The organism is Microcella sp. (assembly GCF_040286215.1).
GTDB lineage: Bacteria > Actinomycetota > Actinomycetes > Actinomycetales > Microbacteriaceae > Microcella.
This window is the reverse complement of sequence record NZ_JAVKCK010000013.1, coordinates 182,342-197,571: the sequence shown is the minus strand read 5'-3', so window position 1 is coordinate 197,571 and position 15,230 is coordinate 182,342. Positions and strand designations below refer to the sequence as shown.

12 protein-coding genes are annotated in these 15,230 nt (G+C 61.2%); 9 read left to right on the top strand and 3 right to left on the bottom strand.

Features of this window, described 5'->3' with window-relative positions; translation table 11 throughout:
• Positions 1-57: 57 nt before the first annotated feature.
• The 6 genes from RJQ01_RS07145 (at position 58) to arfA (ending at position 8,244) form a co-directional block, all read left to right on the top strand.
• Positions 58-1,380 (top strand): ABC transporter substrate-binding protein, encoded by a 1,323-nt coding sequence (locus RJQ01_RS07145; RefSeq protein ID WP_350476041.1) that lies wholly within the window; start codon positions 58-60, stop codon positions 1,378-1,380.
• A 142-nt stretch (positions 1,381-1,522) separates the two neighbouring features.
• The gene (locus RJQ01_RS07140) at positions 1,523-2,500 is read left to right on the top strand and encodes a carbohydrate ABC transporter permease (RefSeq protein WP_350476040.1); all 978 of its coding nucleotides are present in this window, start codon (positions 1,523-1,525) and stop codon (positions 2,498-2,500) included.
• Positions 2,497-3,330 (top strand): carbohydrate ABC transporter permease, encoded by an 834-nt coding sequence (locus RJQ01_RS07135; RefSeq protein ID WP_350476039.1) that lies wholly within the window; start codon positions 2,497-2,499, stop codon positions 3,328-3,330. Before RJQ01_RS07140 ends, RJQ01_RS07135 begins: the two co-directional genes overlap by 4 nt.
• Positions 3,331-3,395: 65 nt before the next feature.
• A complete protein-coding gene (locus tag RJQ01_RS07130) occupies positions 3,396-4,931 on the top strand; it encodes a family 1 glycosylhydrolase (RefSeq protein ID WP_350476038.1) in 1,536 nt (511 codons plus the stop codon).
• A 163-nt stretch (positions 4,932-5,094) separates the two neighbouring features.
• Positions 5,095-6,645 carry a family 1 glycosylhydrolase gene (locus RJQ01_RS07125; protein WP_350476037.1) on the top strand — a complete coding sequence of 517 codons (1,551 nt, stop codon included), beginning with the start codon at positions 5,095-5,097 and terminating at the stop codon, positions 6,643-6,645.
• A gap of 81 nt (positions 6,646-6,726) precedes the next feature.
• The gene (gene arfA, locus RJQ01_RS07120; protein ID WP_350476036.1) at positions 6,727-8,244 is read left to right on the top strand and encodes an arabinosylfuranosidase ArfA; all 1,518 of its coding nucleotides are present in this window, start codon (positions 6,727-6,729) and stop codon (positions 8,242-8,244) included.
• Between the two features lie 267 nt (positions 8,245-8,511).
• On the opposite strand, the gene RJQ01_RS07115 is transcribed toward arfA, so the two are convergent.
• Positions 8,512-9,171: an SDR family NAD(P)-dependent oxidoreductase gene (locus RJQ01_RS07115; RefSeq protein ID WP_350476035.1), complete on the bottom strand. Its 660-nt coding sequence runs from the start codon at positions 9,169-9,171 to the stop codon at positions 8,512-8,514.
• A gap of 19 nt (positions 9,172-9,190) precedes the next feature.
• Positions 9,191-9,739 (bottom strand): 2,4'-dihydroxyacetophenone dioxygenase family protein, encoded by a 549-nt coding sequence (locus RJQ01_RS07110; RefSeq protein WP_350476034.1) that lies wholly within the window; start codon positions 9,737-9,739, stop codon positions 9,191-9,193.
• 297 nt (positions 9,740-10,036) lie between these two features.
• Here RJQ01_RS07110 and RJQ01_RS07105 point away from each other — a divergent pair, with 297 nt between their 5' ends.
• From RJQ01_RS07105 to RJQ01_RS07095, 3 genes are all read left to right on the top strand, one after another.
• Positions 10,037-11,578 (top strand): family 1 glycosylhydrolase, encoded by a 1,542-nt coding sequence (locus RJQ01_RS07105; RefSeq protein ID WP_350476033.1) that lies wholly within the window; start codon positions 10,037-10,039, stop codon positions 11,576-11,578.
• A gap of 71 nt (positions 11,579-11,649) precedes the next feature.
• A complete protein-coding gene (locus RJQ01_RS07100) occupies positions 11,650-12,411 on the top strand; it encodes a cupin domain-containing protein (RefSeq protein ID WP_350476032.1) in 762 nt (253 codons plus the stop codon).
• Positions 12,412-12,855: 444 nt separating this feature from the next.
• Entirely contained in the window at positions 12,856-13,902 is a 1,047-nt protein-coding gene (locus RJQ01_RS07095) for an aldose 1-epimerase family protein (RefSeq protein WP_350476031.1), read from the top strand.
• On the opposite strand, the gene RJQ01_RS07090 is transcribed toward RJQ01_RS07095, so the two are convergent.
• Entirely contained in the window at positions 13,895-15,100 is a 1,206-nt protein-coding gene (locus RJQ01_RS07090; RefSeq protein ID WP_350476030.1) for an MFS transporter, read from the bottom strand. The genes RJQ01_RS07095 and RJQ01_RS07090 overlap by 8 nt on opposite strands.
• Between the last annotated feature and the right edge of the window lie 130 nt (positions 15,101-15,230).

Below are 15,230 nucleotides of genomic sequence, written 5' to 3'. Positions count from 1 at the left end.
GTTTCACCGGGGAATGAACCGGTTCAGGTTCCATGACAACGAGGTTTGGAGTCACACATGCACCGTCGTCGCGTCACAGCACTTGCACTATCACTGGGGCTTGTCGCCGCATTGGGCGCTTGCGCTACCGGAGAAGAGGCGGCTGGGGGCGTAGTCGAACTCGACTACTGGACCCAGAACGACTCGGGCCCGCCTCTCGAACTCGATCAGGCTCTGGTCGCCGACTTCAATGCCGAGCACCCCGACATTCAGGTCAACCTCAGGAGCATCTCGAATGCGTCCTTCTTCACCGTGATGCGCAACGCGTTCACGGCCGGTGACCCGCCAGAGATCTTCGTTCACGAGGGCAACAACAACCTCTTCCAGTTCGTCACCAACGGAGATGGTGTTCTCGACATCACCGACTGGTTCGAGCAGCCGGGCAACGGCGATCGCTTTGTCGAAGGCACAGCCGGCAACGTCACGTATGACGGCCGCGTGTACGGCGTGCCCGGAGGCCTGGTCACGACAGACACGATCTTCTACAACAAGGCGATTCTTGAGCCGTACGGTATCGACCCCTCAACGTTCACGACGTGGCAGGAGTACCTGGACGCTTTCGCGGTCTTGGAAGCGGACGGGATCGACCCCATCGCGTATGGCAACAGCGAAGGATGGCCCGGCTCACAATGGTTCTACCAGTTCCTTGCGAAGGAAGTCGGCGCGGAGCAGGCCCTCCAGCTTGTCGCTGGCAACTGCGGCTACCAGTGGACCGACCCCGAGGTCGTCGCTGCCGCCCAGCTGTACGTCGACTTGAGCGAAGCTGGCTACTTCACCGCCGGCGAGGCAAGCGACGACTGGAACACCGCTCAGGCGGCATTCTCGGCGGGAATCGCGCCCTTCTTCGCGACGGGCTCATGGTTGATCCCCCAGCTGACCGAGCTTCCGAACGCGGACGACTTCGGGGTCGCTCGCTTCCCGGGAACGGCGGGAAGTGAAAACCCGAACGATCTGCTGATTTCCGTGGGTGGACACGCAATCTCCAAGAGCGCCGACACGCCGGAGAAAGAGGCAGCAGCACTGACCTTCATCAGCTGGCTGTACGACGTACCGCAGCAGGAACGCAACGTCGGCATCGGCAGCGTGAGCACAGTGCTCGGCGCGAACGACGGCGTCCTTCCGTTGATGGCACAGGTCGTCAGCCAGTCGCTCGACACGAGCACCGGGTCGATCCCGTTCCTGGAGCACGTCCTTCCCAAGGAAGTCGGTGAAGACGCCATCTGGAACGGCTCCGTCGCCGTGCTGACCGGCCAAGCAACCGCTCAGTCGTGGATGGAGTCGGTTCAGGCAGCAGCGGACGCGACGACGCCGACCCTGGCGCTCGTCGAGAGCTGCGGCTAGGAGTTCCCGTATCGCGTGACTGTCTAGGGTCATAGCGGTCTCGATCCCCGCTCCGTTCCTGATGGAACGGAGCGGGGGTCGGCTCGACAACAGCCATCACCGTTCGACTCCTCGTCGAATCTGACATGAAGGTCGGCACACCGTGACGTCATCTATCGCCAGCCAGGAAAACGCCATCGATTCGTCCCACGATGGAACGGCTCGCAAGACCGGCCAGCAGCGCGCGCGACTGCGCGAGTCGATGACCGCGTATCTCTTCATCTTGCCGACGCTCCTGGCCTTTGTGCTGTTCATGGCGTTGCCCATGGTTCTGACGGCGATCCTCAGCTTGTACGAGTGGACCGGCATCTCGCTGGAGACGCTTACCTTCGTGGGACTCGACAACTATGAGCGTCTCTTCCAAGATCCCGTCTTCTACACCGCGCTGGGGAACAACCTGGTAGTGATCGTGTTGGGGACGGTGCTGAGCGTAGGTCTGGGGCTGTTCCTCGCAGTGCTCCTTGAGCGCGCTCTGCCCGGATCCAACTTCTTCCGGGGCCTGTTCTTCATGCCGACCGTCATCTCCGGCGTCGTCATCGCGATCGTGTTCACCTTCCTGCTGAGCCCCGTGTTCGGAGTCCTCCCACCTTTCTTCGCCCTGTTTGGAATCGACTTCGAAACCGCACTCTTGGGTGATCCCTCGACCGTTCTCTACACGATTATCGGGATCCAGGTCTGGCGAACCTTCGGCTTTGCCATGTTTCTGTTCGTCGCCGGCCTCAAGGCACTCGACGAGACGCTGGACGAAGCGGCCAAGATAGACGGGGCAAACGGGTGGCAGATCTTTTGGAACATTACGTTTCCCCAGTTGCGTCCGGTGACTCTGCTGGTGGCAACTCTGGTCGGCATTGACGGGCTCAAGCTCTTCGACGTCGTCTTCATCATGACTCTCGGCGGCCCCCAGAACGCCAGCGAGGTACTCGCGACGTACTCCTACTCACAGGGCTTCCAGTTCAACGCTGTTGGCTTCGGTTCGTCTATCGCGCTGGTCCTCCTCATCATCACCTTCATCTTGACGATCGTACGATTCAGACTGCTCCCCGACGAGGCCAAGCCCCAGAAGAAGAAGGTCGCCCGATGATCGGCTATCGCGTGGGCCGCGTTCTCACCAACGTCTTGATCTACCTGGTCTTTGCGGTCGCCCTGGTTGCCGTGGCGTATCCGGTGGTGTGGATGATCTCGTCGTCCCTGAGGCCGACCGCGGAGATCTTCAGCGATCCCCTCGGGCTGCCGACCGCGCCTTCTCTGGATAACTACGCTCGGGCGCTGATCACCGGCAACTTCGCCTTGAACCTGTTCAACAGCGCAGTGGTGACTATTCCCGCGGTGTCCCTCATCGTTCTCTTCTCCGCTACCGCGGGATACGCGTTCGCGCGTCTCAGGTTCCGCGGAAATCGGGTGCTGTTCTATCTCCTCCTCATCGGCGTCATGGTGCCTCCTCAGGCGATTCTGATCACTGTCTTCCAAGTGGTGCTGAGGTTGGGGCTCATCAACAACTTCGTCGGGCTGATTCTTGTCTATCTGAGTTGGGCGCCCGTGGCGATCTTCATCCTCACGACCTTCTTCCGCGGGATACCGCGCGAGATTCTCGAGGCCGCCGAAATCGACGGTGCGGGTATCTGGCGCACCTTTTGGCTGGTCGCGCTTCCGCTCGCTCGCCCTGCTCTCGCTACCGTCGCGATCTTCTACTTCGTATGGATCTGGAACGACTTCATCTATCCGTTGATTCTTCTGCAGGATCCCTCGCTCTCCACGATCCCGTTGGGATTGCAACAATTCCAGGGGAGATACCGGGTTGATTGGGGTACTCAGACGGCAGCTCTCACCATGGCGCTCGCTGTGCCCTTGGTGATCTACATGTTCTTCCAGGACAAGTTCGTGCGCGGACTCACCGCGGGCGCGATCAAGTAGCAAGGGCGCTGGCCAACGCGCCTGGCGAACAGTGAACCCAGAATCTTGAACTCAACGGAGCTAATGTGAATCTCTACCTTGATCTCGACTTTCGCAAGGCTTTCGCTGAGTCGGAATTCTTCTTTGGCGTCGCCAATGCGCCCTACTTGTGTGAAGGGGGCTTCAATACCCCTGGAGGACCTCAGAACAGCATGGGGTACTTCGAAGAGTCGGGGTTGGTTCCTCCCTCGGGGGAGACGACGTCCTACTGGACGACGTACCAGGAGCACATCGACCTCGCGAGGTCGCATGGATTGACCGCCTTCCGAACGGGCGTGGAGTGGGCTCGGATTCAACCCACCACCGAACTCCGTGAAGGACCAGAGCCATCGTGGGACCCGGAGGCGGTAGAGACCTACGCCGCAATGTTGCACCGAGTCCAAGAAGCCGGCATGGTGCCGATCGTGACTCTCCACCACTTCACGCACCCGGCGTGGTTGGGGCCCGTGTTTTGGGACCAGGACGATAGCCCCGAGCGAGCACTGGCGTTCGAGCTTCGGATCGTCGAAGAGCTCAACACGAAGATCGTTGAGAAGGGCGGCACGCCGCTCTCCAACCTCATCACGTTCAACGAGTTGAATCTCTTGCCCTGGAAGGTCATCGTTGGGTCGCTGCGTATCGACTCGACCGCCAACACCCCCATACACAAGTTTCCTGCGGTGTTCGACAACGTGCTGTGCGCCCATGTGCAGGTGTACGACGCGATTCTCGCCCTGTACGAGTCTCGCGGATGGCAACGACCGCAGATCGGGTTCGGCACCGCGACCCAGAGCCCCTACGAGTTCGACAAGCTAATGCTCGACGTAGTTCGGTTGCGGTCGGCGGGGGTGGCACGGGCAGATGTGGCCGCGCACCTCGCTGAGCAACGCCAGGCTTGGCTAGACGCCCTCACCGCCCTGGCGCGTCGGCAGCTGACCGACAGTCAGATGGAATTCTGGTTGGCCGACGTACGGTCGGCGCAAGAGCACATCGATGGCTCTCGCTTTGAACGAACACTAGAAGCGCTGTACCAGTCCAAGACAGCGGAAAAACTCGACTTCATCTCGGCAAACATCTACGAGCCGTTTCGCAATGGTAGGGCCGCCGGCGTCGCGAGCCAATCGCCACGGTGGTGGGAGTTCGCCGCCGACGGTGACATCTATTACTCGATGATTCACGCCTACAACCACGGAAACACAACGTTGCCGATGTACATGGGGGAGAACAGTCTCGCCTATGAGCAACCGTTCGACGGGGAGGCTGTTTCGAGACCGGATGGCTGGACGCGCGAGCGCTATTTCAAGACGTACTTCATGGAGATGGTTCGTTGCATTGCCGAGGGAGTCCCCATCAAGGGGTACTTGTACTGGTCGCTGGTCGACGACTTCGAATGGGACGCGGGGTTCACACCCCGACTGGGTCTCCACAACTACGACTATCCGTCGAAGAAGATCCGCGAAACCGACGGCCTGGGAGAAAACTCTGGATACATATATCAGTACCTGATCGCGGCGCTCCGGTCGGGAGACAAGCAGCGTATTCGCGAGGCCTTTGTCAATACCGTTCCGACACCTCCGATGTGAGGTACCTAGAGGCGACCTCGGGTTCGCACACGAATCGCCTCCTCCGCCTCTCACACCGATCCCCTCAGGCCGCCGCAAGAACCAGTTCAATCGACTGCGGGAATCCCATCCCTGTTCTACCGCAGCAAGCGTCAAGGCTGACCTACGGAGAAAGTACACCGCCATGAACTTGTTCCTAGACCTGGACTTCGGGCGTCGATTCGCTCCTGAAGAGTTCTTCTTCGGGGTCGCCAATGCGCCGTATCTCTGCGAAGGCGGGTACAACACCGAGCACGGCCCCAAGAACAACTACGGATACCGTGAAGCCGACGGACGAGTGCCAGTCTCCGGTGAGACAACTCGCTTTTGGGAGAACTATCGCGAGCACATCGAACTCGCCGCCAACATCGGAATGACCGCTTTTCGAACCGGAGTCGACTGGGCTCGAGTACAGCCAACCTTGGTGCTCGCTCCTGGTGAAGCCCCAGCGTGGGATGAGAGCGCCCTGGATCACTATGCCGACATTCTTCGTTGCGTGATCGATCACGGAATGGAACCCATCGTTACCCTCCACCACTTTGCGAACCCGGCTTGGCTTGGCGATACACTGTGGACTCGTGAAGAATCCTCGAGCGCACTGTCTGGGTACCAGGCGGAGGTAGCCGGTCAACTCGGACGCCGTCTTGCCTCAACTGGACACGCTCCGATCGGTCACTTCGTCACCGTCAACGAACTCAATCTCATCTCGCTTCGCTACTACCGCGAAGACAGGATCAATGAAAAGGCCGGTGCGATCGCAAAGAACTTGTTTGCTCTCGCCGCTGACAACATTCTGACCGCCCATGTGCTCTGCTATGACGCGATCAAGGCGCTGTATGAGGTCGAAGGCTGGGTAGAGCCTCGAATCGGATTCGGCACTGCCAGCCAAAGCTCTTACGAGCACGACAAGATGATGCTCGACATCGTCCGGTTACGGACGGAAGGCGTTGAACGCCAGGCCGCTTCAGACTTCCTCAAGGTCCGCAAGGAGCAATGGCGCAGACGACTAGACAGTCTCGCGCGGCGCCATCTCGACGACGCGCAATCAGACTCGTACTTCGCTCTGGCGAATGACGCTGCACTATCCATTGAGGTCTCCGACTTGACTCGCACGCTGGACTCGATCTACGCGTCTTCGCGCGACTCGAAGATCGACTTTATTTCAGCCAACATCTATGAGCCGTTCGAAATCGCGAGGCTCTACGGTGACGTTTCTCTAGGAGTGCCATGGTGGGAATTGACGGTCGACGGAGACATCTATTCCACGATGATCCACGCTTACAACGATGGAAATGACGGGCTTCCCATGTACATGGGCGAGAACAGCATCGCTTACGAACAGGCGCCAAACGAGCCTGCGGTGCCTCGTCCTGATGGGTGGACGCGCGAACGTTACCTCAAGACGTATCTCATGGAGATGATCAAGTGCATGGCGCAGGGGGTTCCCATTAGGGGCTACCTCTACTGGTCACTGGTCGATGACTTCGAGTGGCACGCGGGTTTCACCCCGAGGCTCGGTCTCTACAACTATGACTACCGGACGCACACGATCATGCCCACGGACGGACTGGGAGAAGACGCAGGCGACACATATCGGCAGTTGGTCGCGGCACTTCGGTCGGGCGATAGCCAGACGATCCAAGACGTCTTCGTTCGGTCGTTGGCCGTCTGGAGTGGAGAGAGCCATGCACACTGAGGGACGCACGACGAGGCGATTCCCACGGTCCGTTCGCCAGCCCTGGCGCGATTCTCGCGCCAGGAGAGACGAGGAAGCCAGGTGAAGAACGCTGCCCTCAGTCTCCACCGAGACTTCGTCGTCGGAACCGTCGACCCGCGGCTGTACGGATCATTCGTCGAGCACATGGGCCGGTGTGTATACGGAGGCATCTACGAGCCAGATCACGACCTTGCGGACACACACGGATTTCGCACTGACGTCTTGGCACTCACGCGAGAGTTGGGGGTCACGGTCGTGCGCTACCCGGGAGGCAATTTCGTCTCCGGATACCGCTGGGAGGATGGGGTCGGGCCTGTTGACGAGCGTCCCACTCGGCTGGATCTCGCCTGGCGGAGCGTCGAGCCGAACAGTTTCGGGCTACACGAGTTCATGACCTGGGCGAGACTCGCGGCGGTCGAGCCGATGATGGCGGTGAATCTGGGAACCCGTGGGCTCCAGGAAGCCTGCGACCTACTCGAGTACACGAACCACGAAGCCGGAACCTCTCTGAGTGATCTCAGAAAGACGAACGGCTCAGCAGAGCCCTTTGGCGTCAGACTATGGTGCTTGGGCAATGAACTCGATGGCCCATGGCAAGTCGGCCTCAAATCCGCGCAAGAGTACGGAGTCTTGGCCTCCCAAACCGCAAAGGCGATGCGCCGGCTGCAGCCAGACTTGCAACTGGTTGCGTGCGGAAGCTCCAACGAGCGAATGGCGACCTTTGGCGCCTGGGAGGCAGAGGTACTTACCCACACGTACGATGATGTCGACTTCATTTCCTTGCATGCATACTTCGAGCAGGGAACCGACTCCCCTGAAGAATTCCTGGCGTCCTCTGTCACCATGGACAAGTTCATCGAAGGCGTCATTGCGTCAGCGGATCACGTCGCGGCGAAACTCAAGAGAACACGGAAGCTTCAGCTTTCTTTCGACGAGTGGAATGTCTGGAACCAGTCCAGATCCAACGCGCATGCCAGCCGCGATTGGGCAGTCGGCCCGAGACTGATCGAAGACGAGTATTCAGGGCTGGAAGGCGTGGTTGTCGGAAGCCTATTAATGAGCATTCTTCGTCATGCAGATCGCGTCACGGTCGCGTGCCTCGCCCAATTGGTGAATGTCATCGGCGCCATCAGAGCTGAGCCTCGCGGCGAGGCATGGCGCCAAACGATCTTCTACCCTTTCTCCCTGATGTCTCAGAAGGTGCGAGGGACCGTCCTGCGCTGCGCTCTGACGTCTCCTGTCTACGAGACCCGCCGGCATGGAGACGTCGCGCTGGTGGATACGCTGGCCTCCCTCGAAGAGGACGGCTCCATCGTCGTCCTCGCGGTGAACCGGTCAGCAACGGACGACGTCGTTCTTGCCGTCAACATTTCGGGTGGCGGCTTCACCCTGGCAGAACACATCGAATTCGGGGGCGTTGCCGCCTGGAGCACCACCAACAGCCAAGAAGCCCCGATGAGCGTCACGCCCACGACGAAAGACCTTGGAGTGACGTCGAGCGAATCACCGATACTCGTCGCCGGCACGTGGAATGTCCTGACGTTCCTGCCTCGGGAAACCTCTCACCTCGTTCGCTGATCGTCTCAGACTCCACACTGCTTTCGCCGGTTTTGCGCACGCCTGGATTCTGATTCTCACGCTGCCTTGCGAATCCTGAGGTTATTGTGGCTCCGGAGCGTTATGGCTTAACGTCCGGGCTCAATCTCCATATGGCTTGGCACCTCTTCGTCGAGGACTCAGGGGAGAGTCCCATCCGCCTGCCCCTTTCCCGAGAACTCGCGGTGGTGCGCAAGAAGCATCGCCGCACACGACAGTCGCGTGGGCACTGACGCGGGTTTCCCCCACTCAATAGGTGGCGCGTCCACCGCTGATGTCGTAGACCGCTCCAGTGGAGAAGCTGACTTCCCCGGACGATAGCCAGCTGACAAGGGCTGCGACTTCTGCCGGTTGTCCGAGACGCTTCATGGGCACGAGCGAGGTCATGTGCTCGAGTACCGCGGGCGCGGTGGTGGCGTTGAATGGCGTCTCGATAATCGCTGGTGCGACGGCGTTCACGATGACGCCGGTGGCGACGAGTTCCTTGCCGAGCGATTTGGTGAGGCCGATGACCGCGGCTTTGGAAGCTGAATAGGAGGACAGACTAGGGTTGCCTTCCTTCCCAGCGACGGAGGCGATATTCACGATGCGTCCCCAGCCAAGTTTGATCATCCCGGGAACGACCGCGCGCGTCACCGCGACGAGCCCGAAGACGTTGACGTCGAATGTGCGCTTCCATTCGTCGAGGGATCCTTCCCAGAGCGGAAGATTCGGCCCTACTACCCCCGCACTGTTGATCAAGATGTCGACCGGGCCAACGCCGGCGACAGCTTGTTCGACAGCGGCAACGTCCGTCACATCTACGCGAAGGTCGGCGGTCGCAGCAAGGTCGAACGTGATGACATCGACGCCGTCGGCCCGCAACCGACTCGCACAGGCCGCGCCGAGACCGCTTGCGCCGCCCGTCACGATCGCTCGTCTCATCGGCTCACCTGATGAACTGTTCGACGAAGCTGCTTCCCAAGCCGACGCGGTCATAGTGCGCTCGAGCTTTGGCGATCTTGGAGAAGACGTCTTCCACGCCGGTTGGGGTGCCGTCCGCGTCAACGTAGACGTAGGCGCCGGTTACGTGAAAAAGGGTGGCCATCTCATCGACGTCATCAGGAATTTCCAGGGTGTGAATGTCGCCGGGGGGTTCATAGGCGTAGCTTCCCTCGTCGGCCCACCAGTCGTGTTCAAGATAATGCCAGCGTCCCTTGATCACCGTGGCGTGCACGGGACCTGTGTGGCGGTGACGAGAAAGAATTCCGCTTCGACGGACTCTCAACACGTTGACGAAGTAACCCTGACTTACCGAGAGTGCCAACGGCTTGAAGCTGACGTCTTTGGACTGAGGTACCCACAGCCGATCATCGTCGTCCAGGCTGAGCGCATTCGCGACCACAAGGTCCTCCGGTACTCCGAAGAGCGCCGGCCCGCGGTAAGGAATCGATGCCTCATCCTTGCCTACCTCTGAGGGGTTGGAGCTCACGATCATCGACTCCTCTTCTAGTGACACGGGCTTCCATCGCGTACTCGCCGATCGCGTCGCGTGTCTTCGTTGCCGTGAACTCACGTTGTGCTCATTGCCTGAGTGGCGTTCGCGTCAGATTCGTCCTCGGGTTACCACGTGCGATTGCTTGACGCGCATCGCGAATTGCGCAATAGTAGCACCAGACATGAACCGGTTCAAGATTAGCGCGACTGCGCCCGAGATCCTCGTTTCATGCCGTCGACAGAATCAACTAGCGACGAGGCCCTCGTCTGTACCGGGATGCCCTGAAAGGTCCAAGCAATGAAGCTCTTCCTTGATCTCGACTTCTCGCACTTCGGTCGTGACCGTTTCTTTTTTGGCGTTGCCAATGCCCCCTACTTGGCAGAGGGGGGATTGAACACTCCGGACGGGCCGAAGAATTCATACGGATTCTTGGAACAGAGCGGAGATTTCCCGGTCTCGGGGGAAGGCACGCGCTATTGGACCGACTACCAAGCTCACATCGACTTGGCGCAGAGCCTTGGTCTGACGGCGTTTCGCACGGGTATCGAGTGGGCTCGTGTCCAACCGACCCGCGACTTGGCTGCTGGTCCTGCCCCAGCGTGGGACGAGGACGCGCTCGACCGATACGCCGACATCATTCTCCAGGTGCAGCGGGCAGGCATGGAGCCCATCATTACCCTGCATCACTTCACCCATCCGGCCTGGCTCGGCCCGATTTTCTGGACCGACGAGAACGCACCTGATCCGATGGTCGAGTATGAGGTGTCCGTCGTTGAGAAGCTGTCGAGCAGACTTGTCGCGCTCGGCGGCGAACCCATCGGTCACATGATCACTTTCAACGAGCTGAACTTGATTCCCTTGCTGTACTTCGGTGCGCATGTGCCCGTGAAGGATCGCGAGGAATCGTTCAAGAACTACCCGATCGTGTACGACAACATCTTGTCCGCCCACATGCGTGTCTATGACGGCATCAAGGACCTGTACGAGGATCGAGGCTGGGCGAATCCGCTCGTCGGCTTCGGTACGGCGACCCAGAGCCCCTACGAGTTCGACCGCCTCATGTTGGACATCGCTCGGCTGCGCTCGTGGTCCGTCAAGCGCGAGGACGCAGAGTCGTTCTTGGCGCAGAAGAAGCGTGACTGGGACACACAGCTTGGAGGGCTGGCCCGGCGTCAGCTCACCGACGAGCAACTCGATTATCGGGAAGGGTTCCTGTCGTGGGCGTCGGCGAGCGTTCAGCCCATGGCATTCACTAAGACACTGGACGCCATCTACGGATCTTCACGGGCCGAGAAGATCGACTACATCTCAGCGAACGTCTACGAGCCCTTTGGGGTGGAACGCAGCCGTGGTGACAGTGATCGCTCGCCGAAGTGGTGGGAGTTCGCCGTCGACGGAGACATCTACCGAACGATGATTCACGCATACAACGATGGAAACACCGACCTGCCGATCTTCATGGGCGAGAACAGCATCGCCTACAAGCAAGTTCCCGGTGAGGCAGCGGAACCTCGTCCAGACGGGTGGAGCCGCGAGCGGTACCTCAAGACCTATTTCATGGAGATGATCCGCTGCATCGCCGAGGGCGTGCCGATCAAGGGATACCTCTACTGGTCGCTCGTGGACGACTTCGAGTGGAACGCAGGCTTTCCGCCTCGGCTCGGCCTCTACAACTACGACTATGAGACGCACGCCATCGGCTCAACGGATGGACTGGGCGAACCTGCGGGCGACATCTACGCCTGGCTGATCGACGCGTTGCGGAGCGGCGACAAGGCACGCGTTCGTGAGGCGTTCGTGAACAGCTACGCCTACGCCCAACGAACCGGTCGCGTCTGATCGACCAGCTCTCGACCGGAGCATCGCGCTCGCCCCGTTTGGCATGATTCCCGTTCAAGAAAGAGAAAGACATGACTTCAGTCACCCAACAGCGAGGGGTCACTCGCAAGGAGTATTGGTCGTGGGTGCGCGACGCGTCGGCGCTGGCGACGGCGTTGGGCTATCCGGTTCAGGCCGAGATGATCAACGAAGGAACAGGGATCGTCTTCGGAGAGGATCAGTACGCGGCGTTCGAGGCGGGGTTGTGGTCGGGCGACCCGTTCGAGGTCATGATCATTCTGGAGTCGCTCAATGAGGGCGCAGTGTCCGGATTGCCCAGCGGTGCCGAATCCTTCGCTGAGTACGGCGGATTGTGCGACAAGCTCATGATCCTCCATCCAGGCAAGTGGTGCCCGCCGCACTACCATCCGCGCAAGACAGAGAGCTACGAAGTGGTATTGGGAGAGATGGATGTGATCTACGGTCCCCAGCCTGTCGACGACGGAAGCCAACGCCTTGCGGCGGGCCACGTGCCGGCGGGCACTGCGTGGCCAGCTGGCCTCGAAGTGCCGGCTGGAAGGGAGGAGTCCTACGAGAAGCTGACCAGCTACGTTCGGCTCAAGAAGGGCGACCCGAAGTTCGTCATGCATCGGCGGCACCTGCATGCCTTCCGCTGCCCGCCGGACTCCTCGGTTCCGCTGGTGGTTCGGGAAATCTCGACGTACAGCCACGAACCCACTGAAGCCCAGAGTGACATCCATAGGCCTCTCGCCCACTGGTCTGGCATCAACGACAACGCCTTCGTCCATCCCGCAGCAGACGATGGCCGACTTGCCACGCGATTCTTGGACTAGCAGCGGTACTCGGAAGATCGACAGCCTTTTCCGAGAAGTCTGCACGCCATCCGGCGGGGGCTGTCTTCGAACGATCTACCTGATGGAGAGTGCAAGCAGCGACGTCGATTCGACGGGAGTCAGCACCGGAGCCCGGAGCGGCGAATGTGAGTGCTCGCGACTGCGCGCTGCCTGCGCTGGTTGTCGTCTTCGGGGCGACCTCGGTCGTGAGCGTCGTCGTGGCAGGAGCAAACCTGCCACCCCTGCCGCTCCTCGCGTGGGGCCAGCAGCCTGGACTCGTGGCGATTCTGCTTCAGCTGCTGATTGTGGGGTGGCGACTGCCTGGGCAGTGCACGGGGAGCTCCCCAGGATCGTCGAGGTAACGGGAGCGGGTCTCCCGCTTGTGGATCCCGCTGCCGTGATCCTCGCAGGAGGAGCCCGGGAACGACAGCACGAGGCAATCGCATGAACCGCATCGAGCTCTTCGGGGTGCCGCTTCACGAAGCACTCCGAAGAATGGGTGGTCTGCATCAGGCGGCGCGAATAGATCGGCTGGTCGACGATGATGGGGCGGGGCGGGGGAGTCGTCGGTTTCGCATGATCACGGGTGGCGGTCTCGAAGTGGAGATTCACCCCGACAGGGCACTCGATCTCGGCAACGTCACTTATCGTGGAGCGCCGGTTGCCTGGATGTCGCCCACAGGGGTAACGGCCCCCGGGTTGGGCGACCCCCGCGGATCACACTGGCTCCGGACCTTCGGGGGCGGGCTTCTGGCCACCTGTGGACTCGATACCTTCGGCGCTCCTGGGACAGCGAATGGCGTGGAGTACCCCCTTCACGGTCGCGTCGGGCTCATTCCCGGCACGATCCATTGCTCTGGGGTGCAGGAGGGTGAGGTGGTGCTGGAGGGAAGCGTGCGACAGGCAGCCGTTCTCGGTGAGAACATCCTCTTGTCCCGGAGATGGTCCGCGACGATCGGGGGCTCCACACTTCGACTGCAGGACACCGTACGCAACGAGGGTCGCGAGCCTGTCGGTCACATGATCATGTACCACGTCAACATCGGATGGCCATTGCTGGACGAGTCGTCAACGCTCACCCTCGACTCGTCCACGGTGTCTGCTCGCGATGAAGCCTCGCGTGCGGGTCACGATGCGTGGTCGACGATCGAGCCTCCCCAAGCCGGCTACCGCGAGAAAGTATTCGGGCACGAGTTTGACGGCGGCGGCATCGTCACCGTCTCTCTCGACAATCCCGTTCTCGACATGCGGTTCGATCTCAGCTTCGATTCTTCGACACTCCCTGCGTTGCACCAGTGGAAGATGAGCGGAGAGGGGCACTACGTCTTGGGGCTCGAACCCGTCAACGTCAACACCTTTGGAGGGCGGCCGTCGGCCGACAGGCTTCGCATGACTCCGCAGCTCGAACCGGGAGAACAGGTCTCCTACCGCTTGGAATTCGCGCTCGGACCGTCGTCGAGCCGAGAATCGGGAGCGTTGCGGCTCAAGTGATCTGCTGCACGGGCTCCGTGTCGGCCAGCGGGCTCGCGTCGCGCCCCCGCAGGTCGGGGTGCCAACCGTGGAACACGCTCGCGACGACGACACCCACGAGCGCGAACCCGACCGCGGTGTAGAAGCCGCCAAGCGGCCCGATCTCGTCGATGAGGAAGCCCGCCACCGCTGAGCCGAAGGCGGCGCCAATGAGCTGGCCGGTACCGAGCCACCCGTAGGCTTCCGCGGTCTCGCTGAACTTGACGCTCGCGGAGACGATCGCGAACATGACGGCGAGGGCGGGCGCGATGCCGATGCCGGCGATGATGAGCGCGATGGCCAGCCACCAGAACTCGAGGGCGAACGGCGCGGCCGCCATCCCGATGAAGAGGATGCCCATGCGGCGCGCGAGAGCCCACGGGCCGATCGGCAGATGGCCCATCGACAGGCCGCCGATCAGCGAGGCGATCGCCCAGATACCGAAGAGGATGCCCGCCTCGGCGCCCTCGTCTCCGAACACCGCGACAACACCGACCTCGATCGACGCGGCCGAGCCGATGAGCAGGAAACCGGTGATGGTCGATAGGAGAACGGCGCGGTTGCGCAGCACGACGCCCATGCGACGCCGGCTGCGCGGAATGCGCACCTTGCCGACCTCGGGGCACGCGATGAACCAGATGCCCCCTCCGACGAGGAACGCCGCGGCGACCGCGATGGCGACGACGCTCGAGACCTGCGTCGCGAGAAAGACCGTCATGACCGGCCCCATGATCCAGATGATCTCCTGCGCTGAGGCATCGAGCGCGAACAGCGGCGTCAGTTGGCGCGAGGTCACCATCTTGGGGTAGATGGTGCGCACGGCTGGCTGGATCGGCGGGGTCGAGAGCCCCGTCACCAGACCGACGATCATGTACATCCACACCGGCATCGGGGCGAACGCGATGAGCAGGATGCCCGTGGCGCACACCAGCAGCGTGACGACGAGCACGGGGCGCATTCCGAGGGCTCCCATCCACCTGCTCGTGAGCGGGCCCGCGACCGCCTGGCCGACGCTCGTCGCCGCGAGCACGAGGCCCGCGGCGGCGTACGAGTCGAAGATGCCCTCGATGTGGATGAGGAACGCGAGCGAGAGCATGCCCGAGGGCAACCGGGCGGTGAGCTGCGCAGAGATGATCCGCGCCACGCCGGGAGTTCTCAACAGGTCGCTGTATCCACTCACAAGGGCACCAGCCTAGAGCCTGTTGGCCAGGTGGACACATTCCCGGAATTCCGGGCGCCCCGGGGCCATCGGTGCAGTGTCGGAGGTCGGTGGAAGCATGTGCATAACCAGGCGAACTTATGCACAGGTG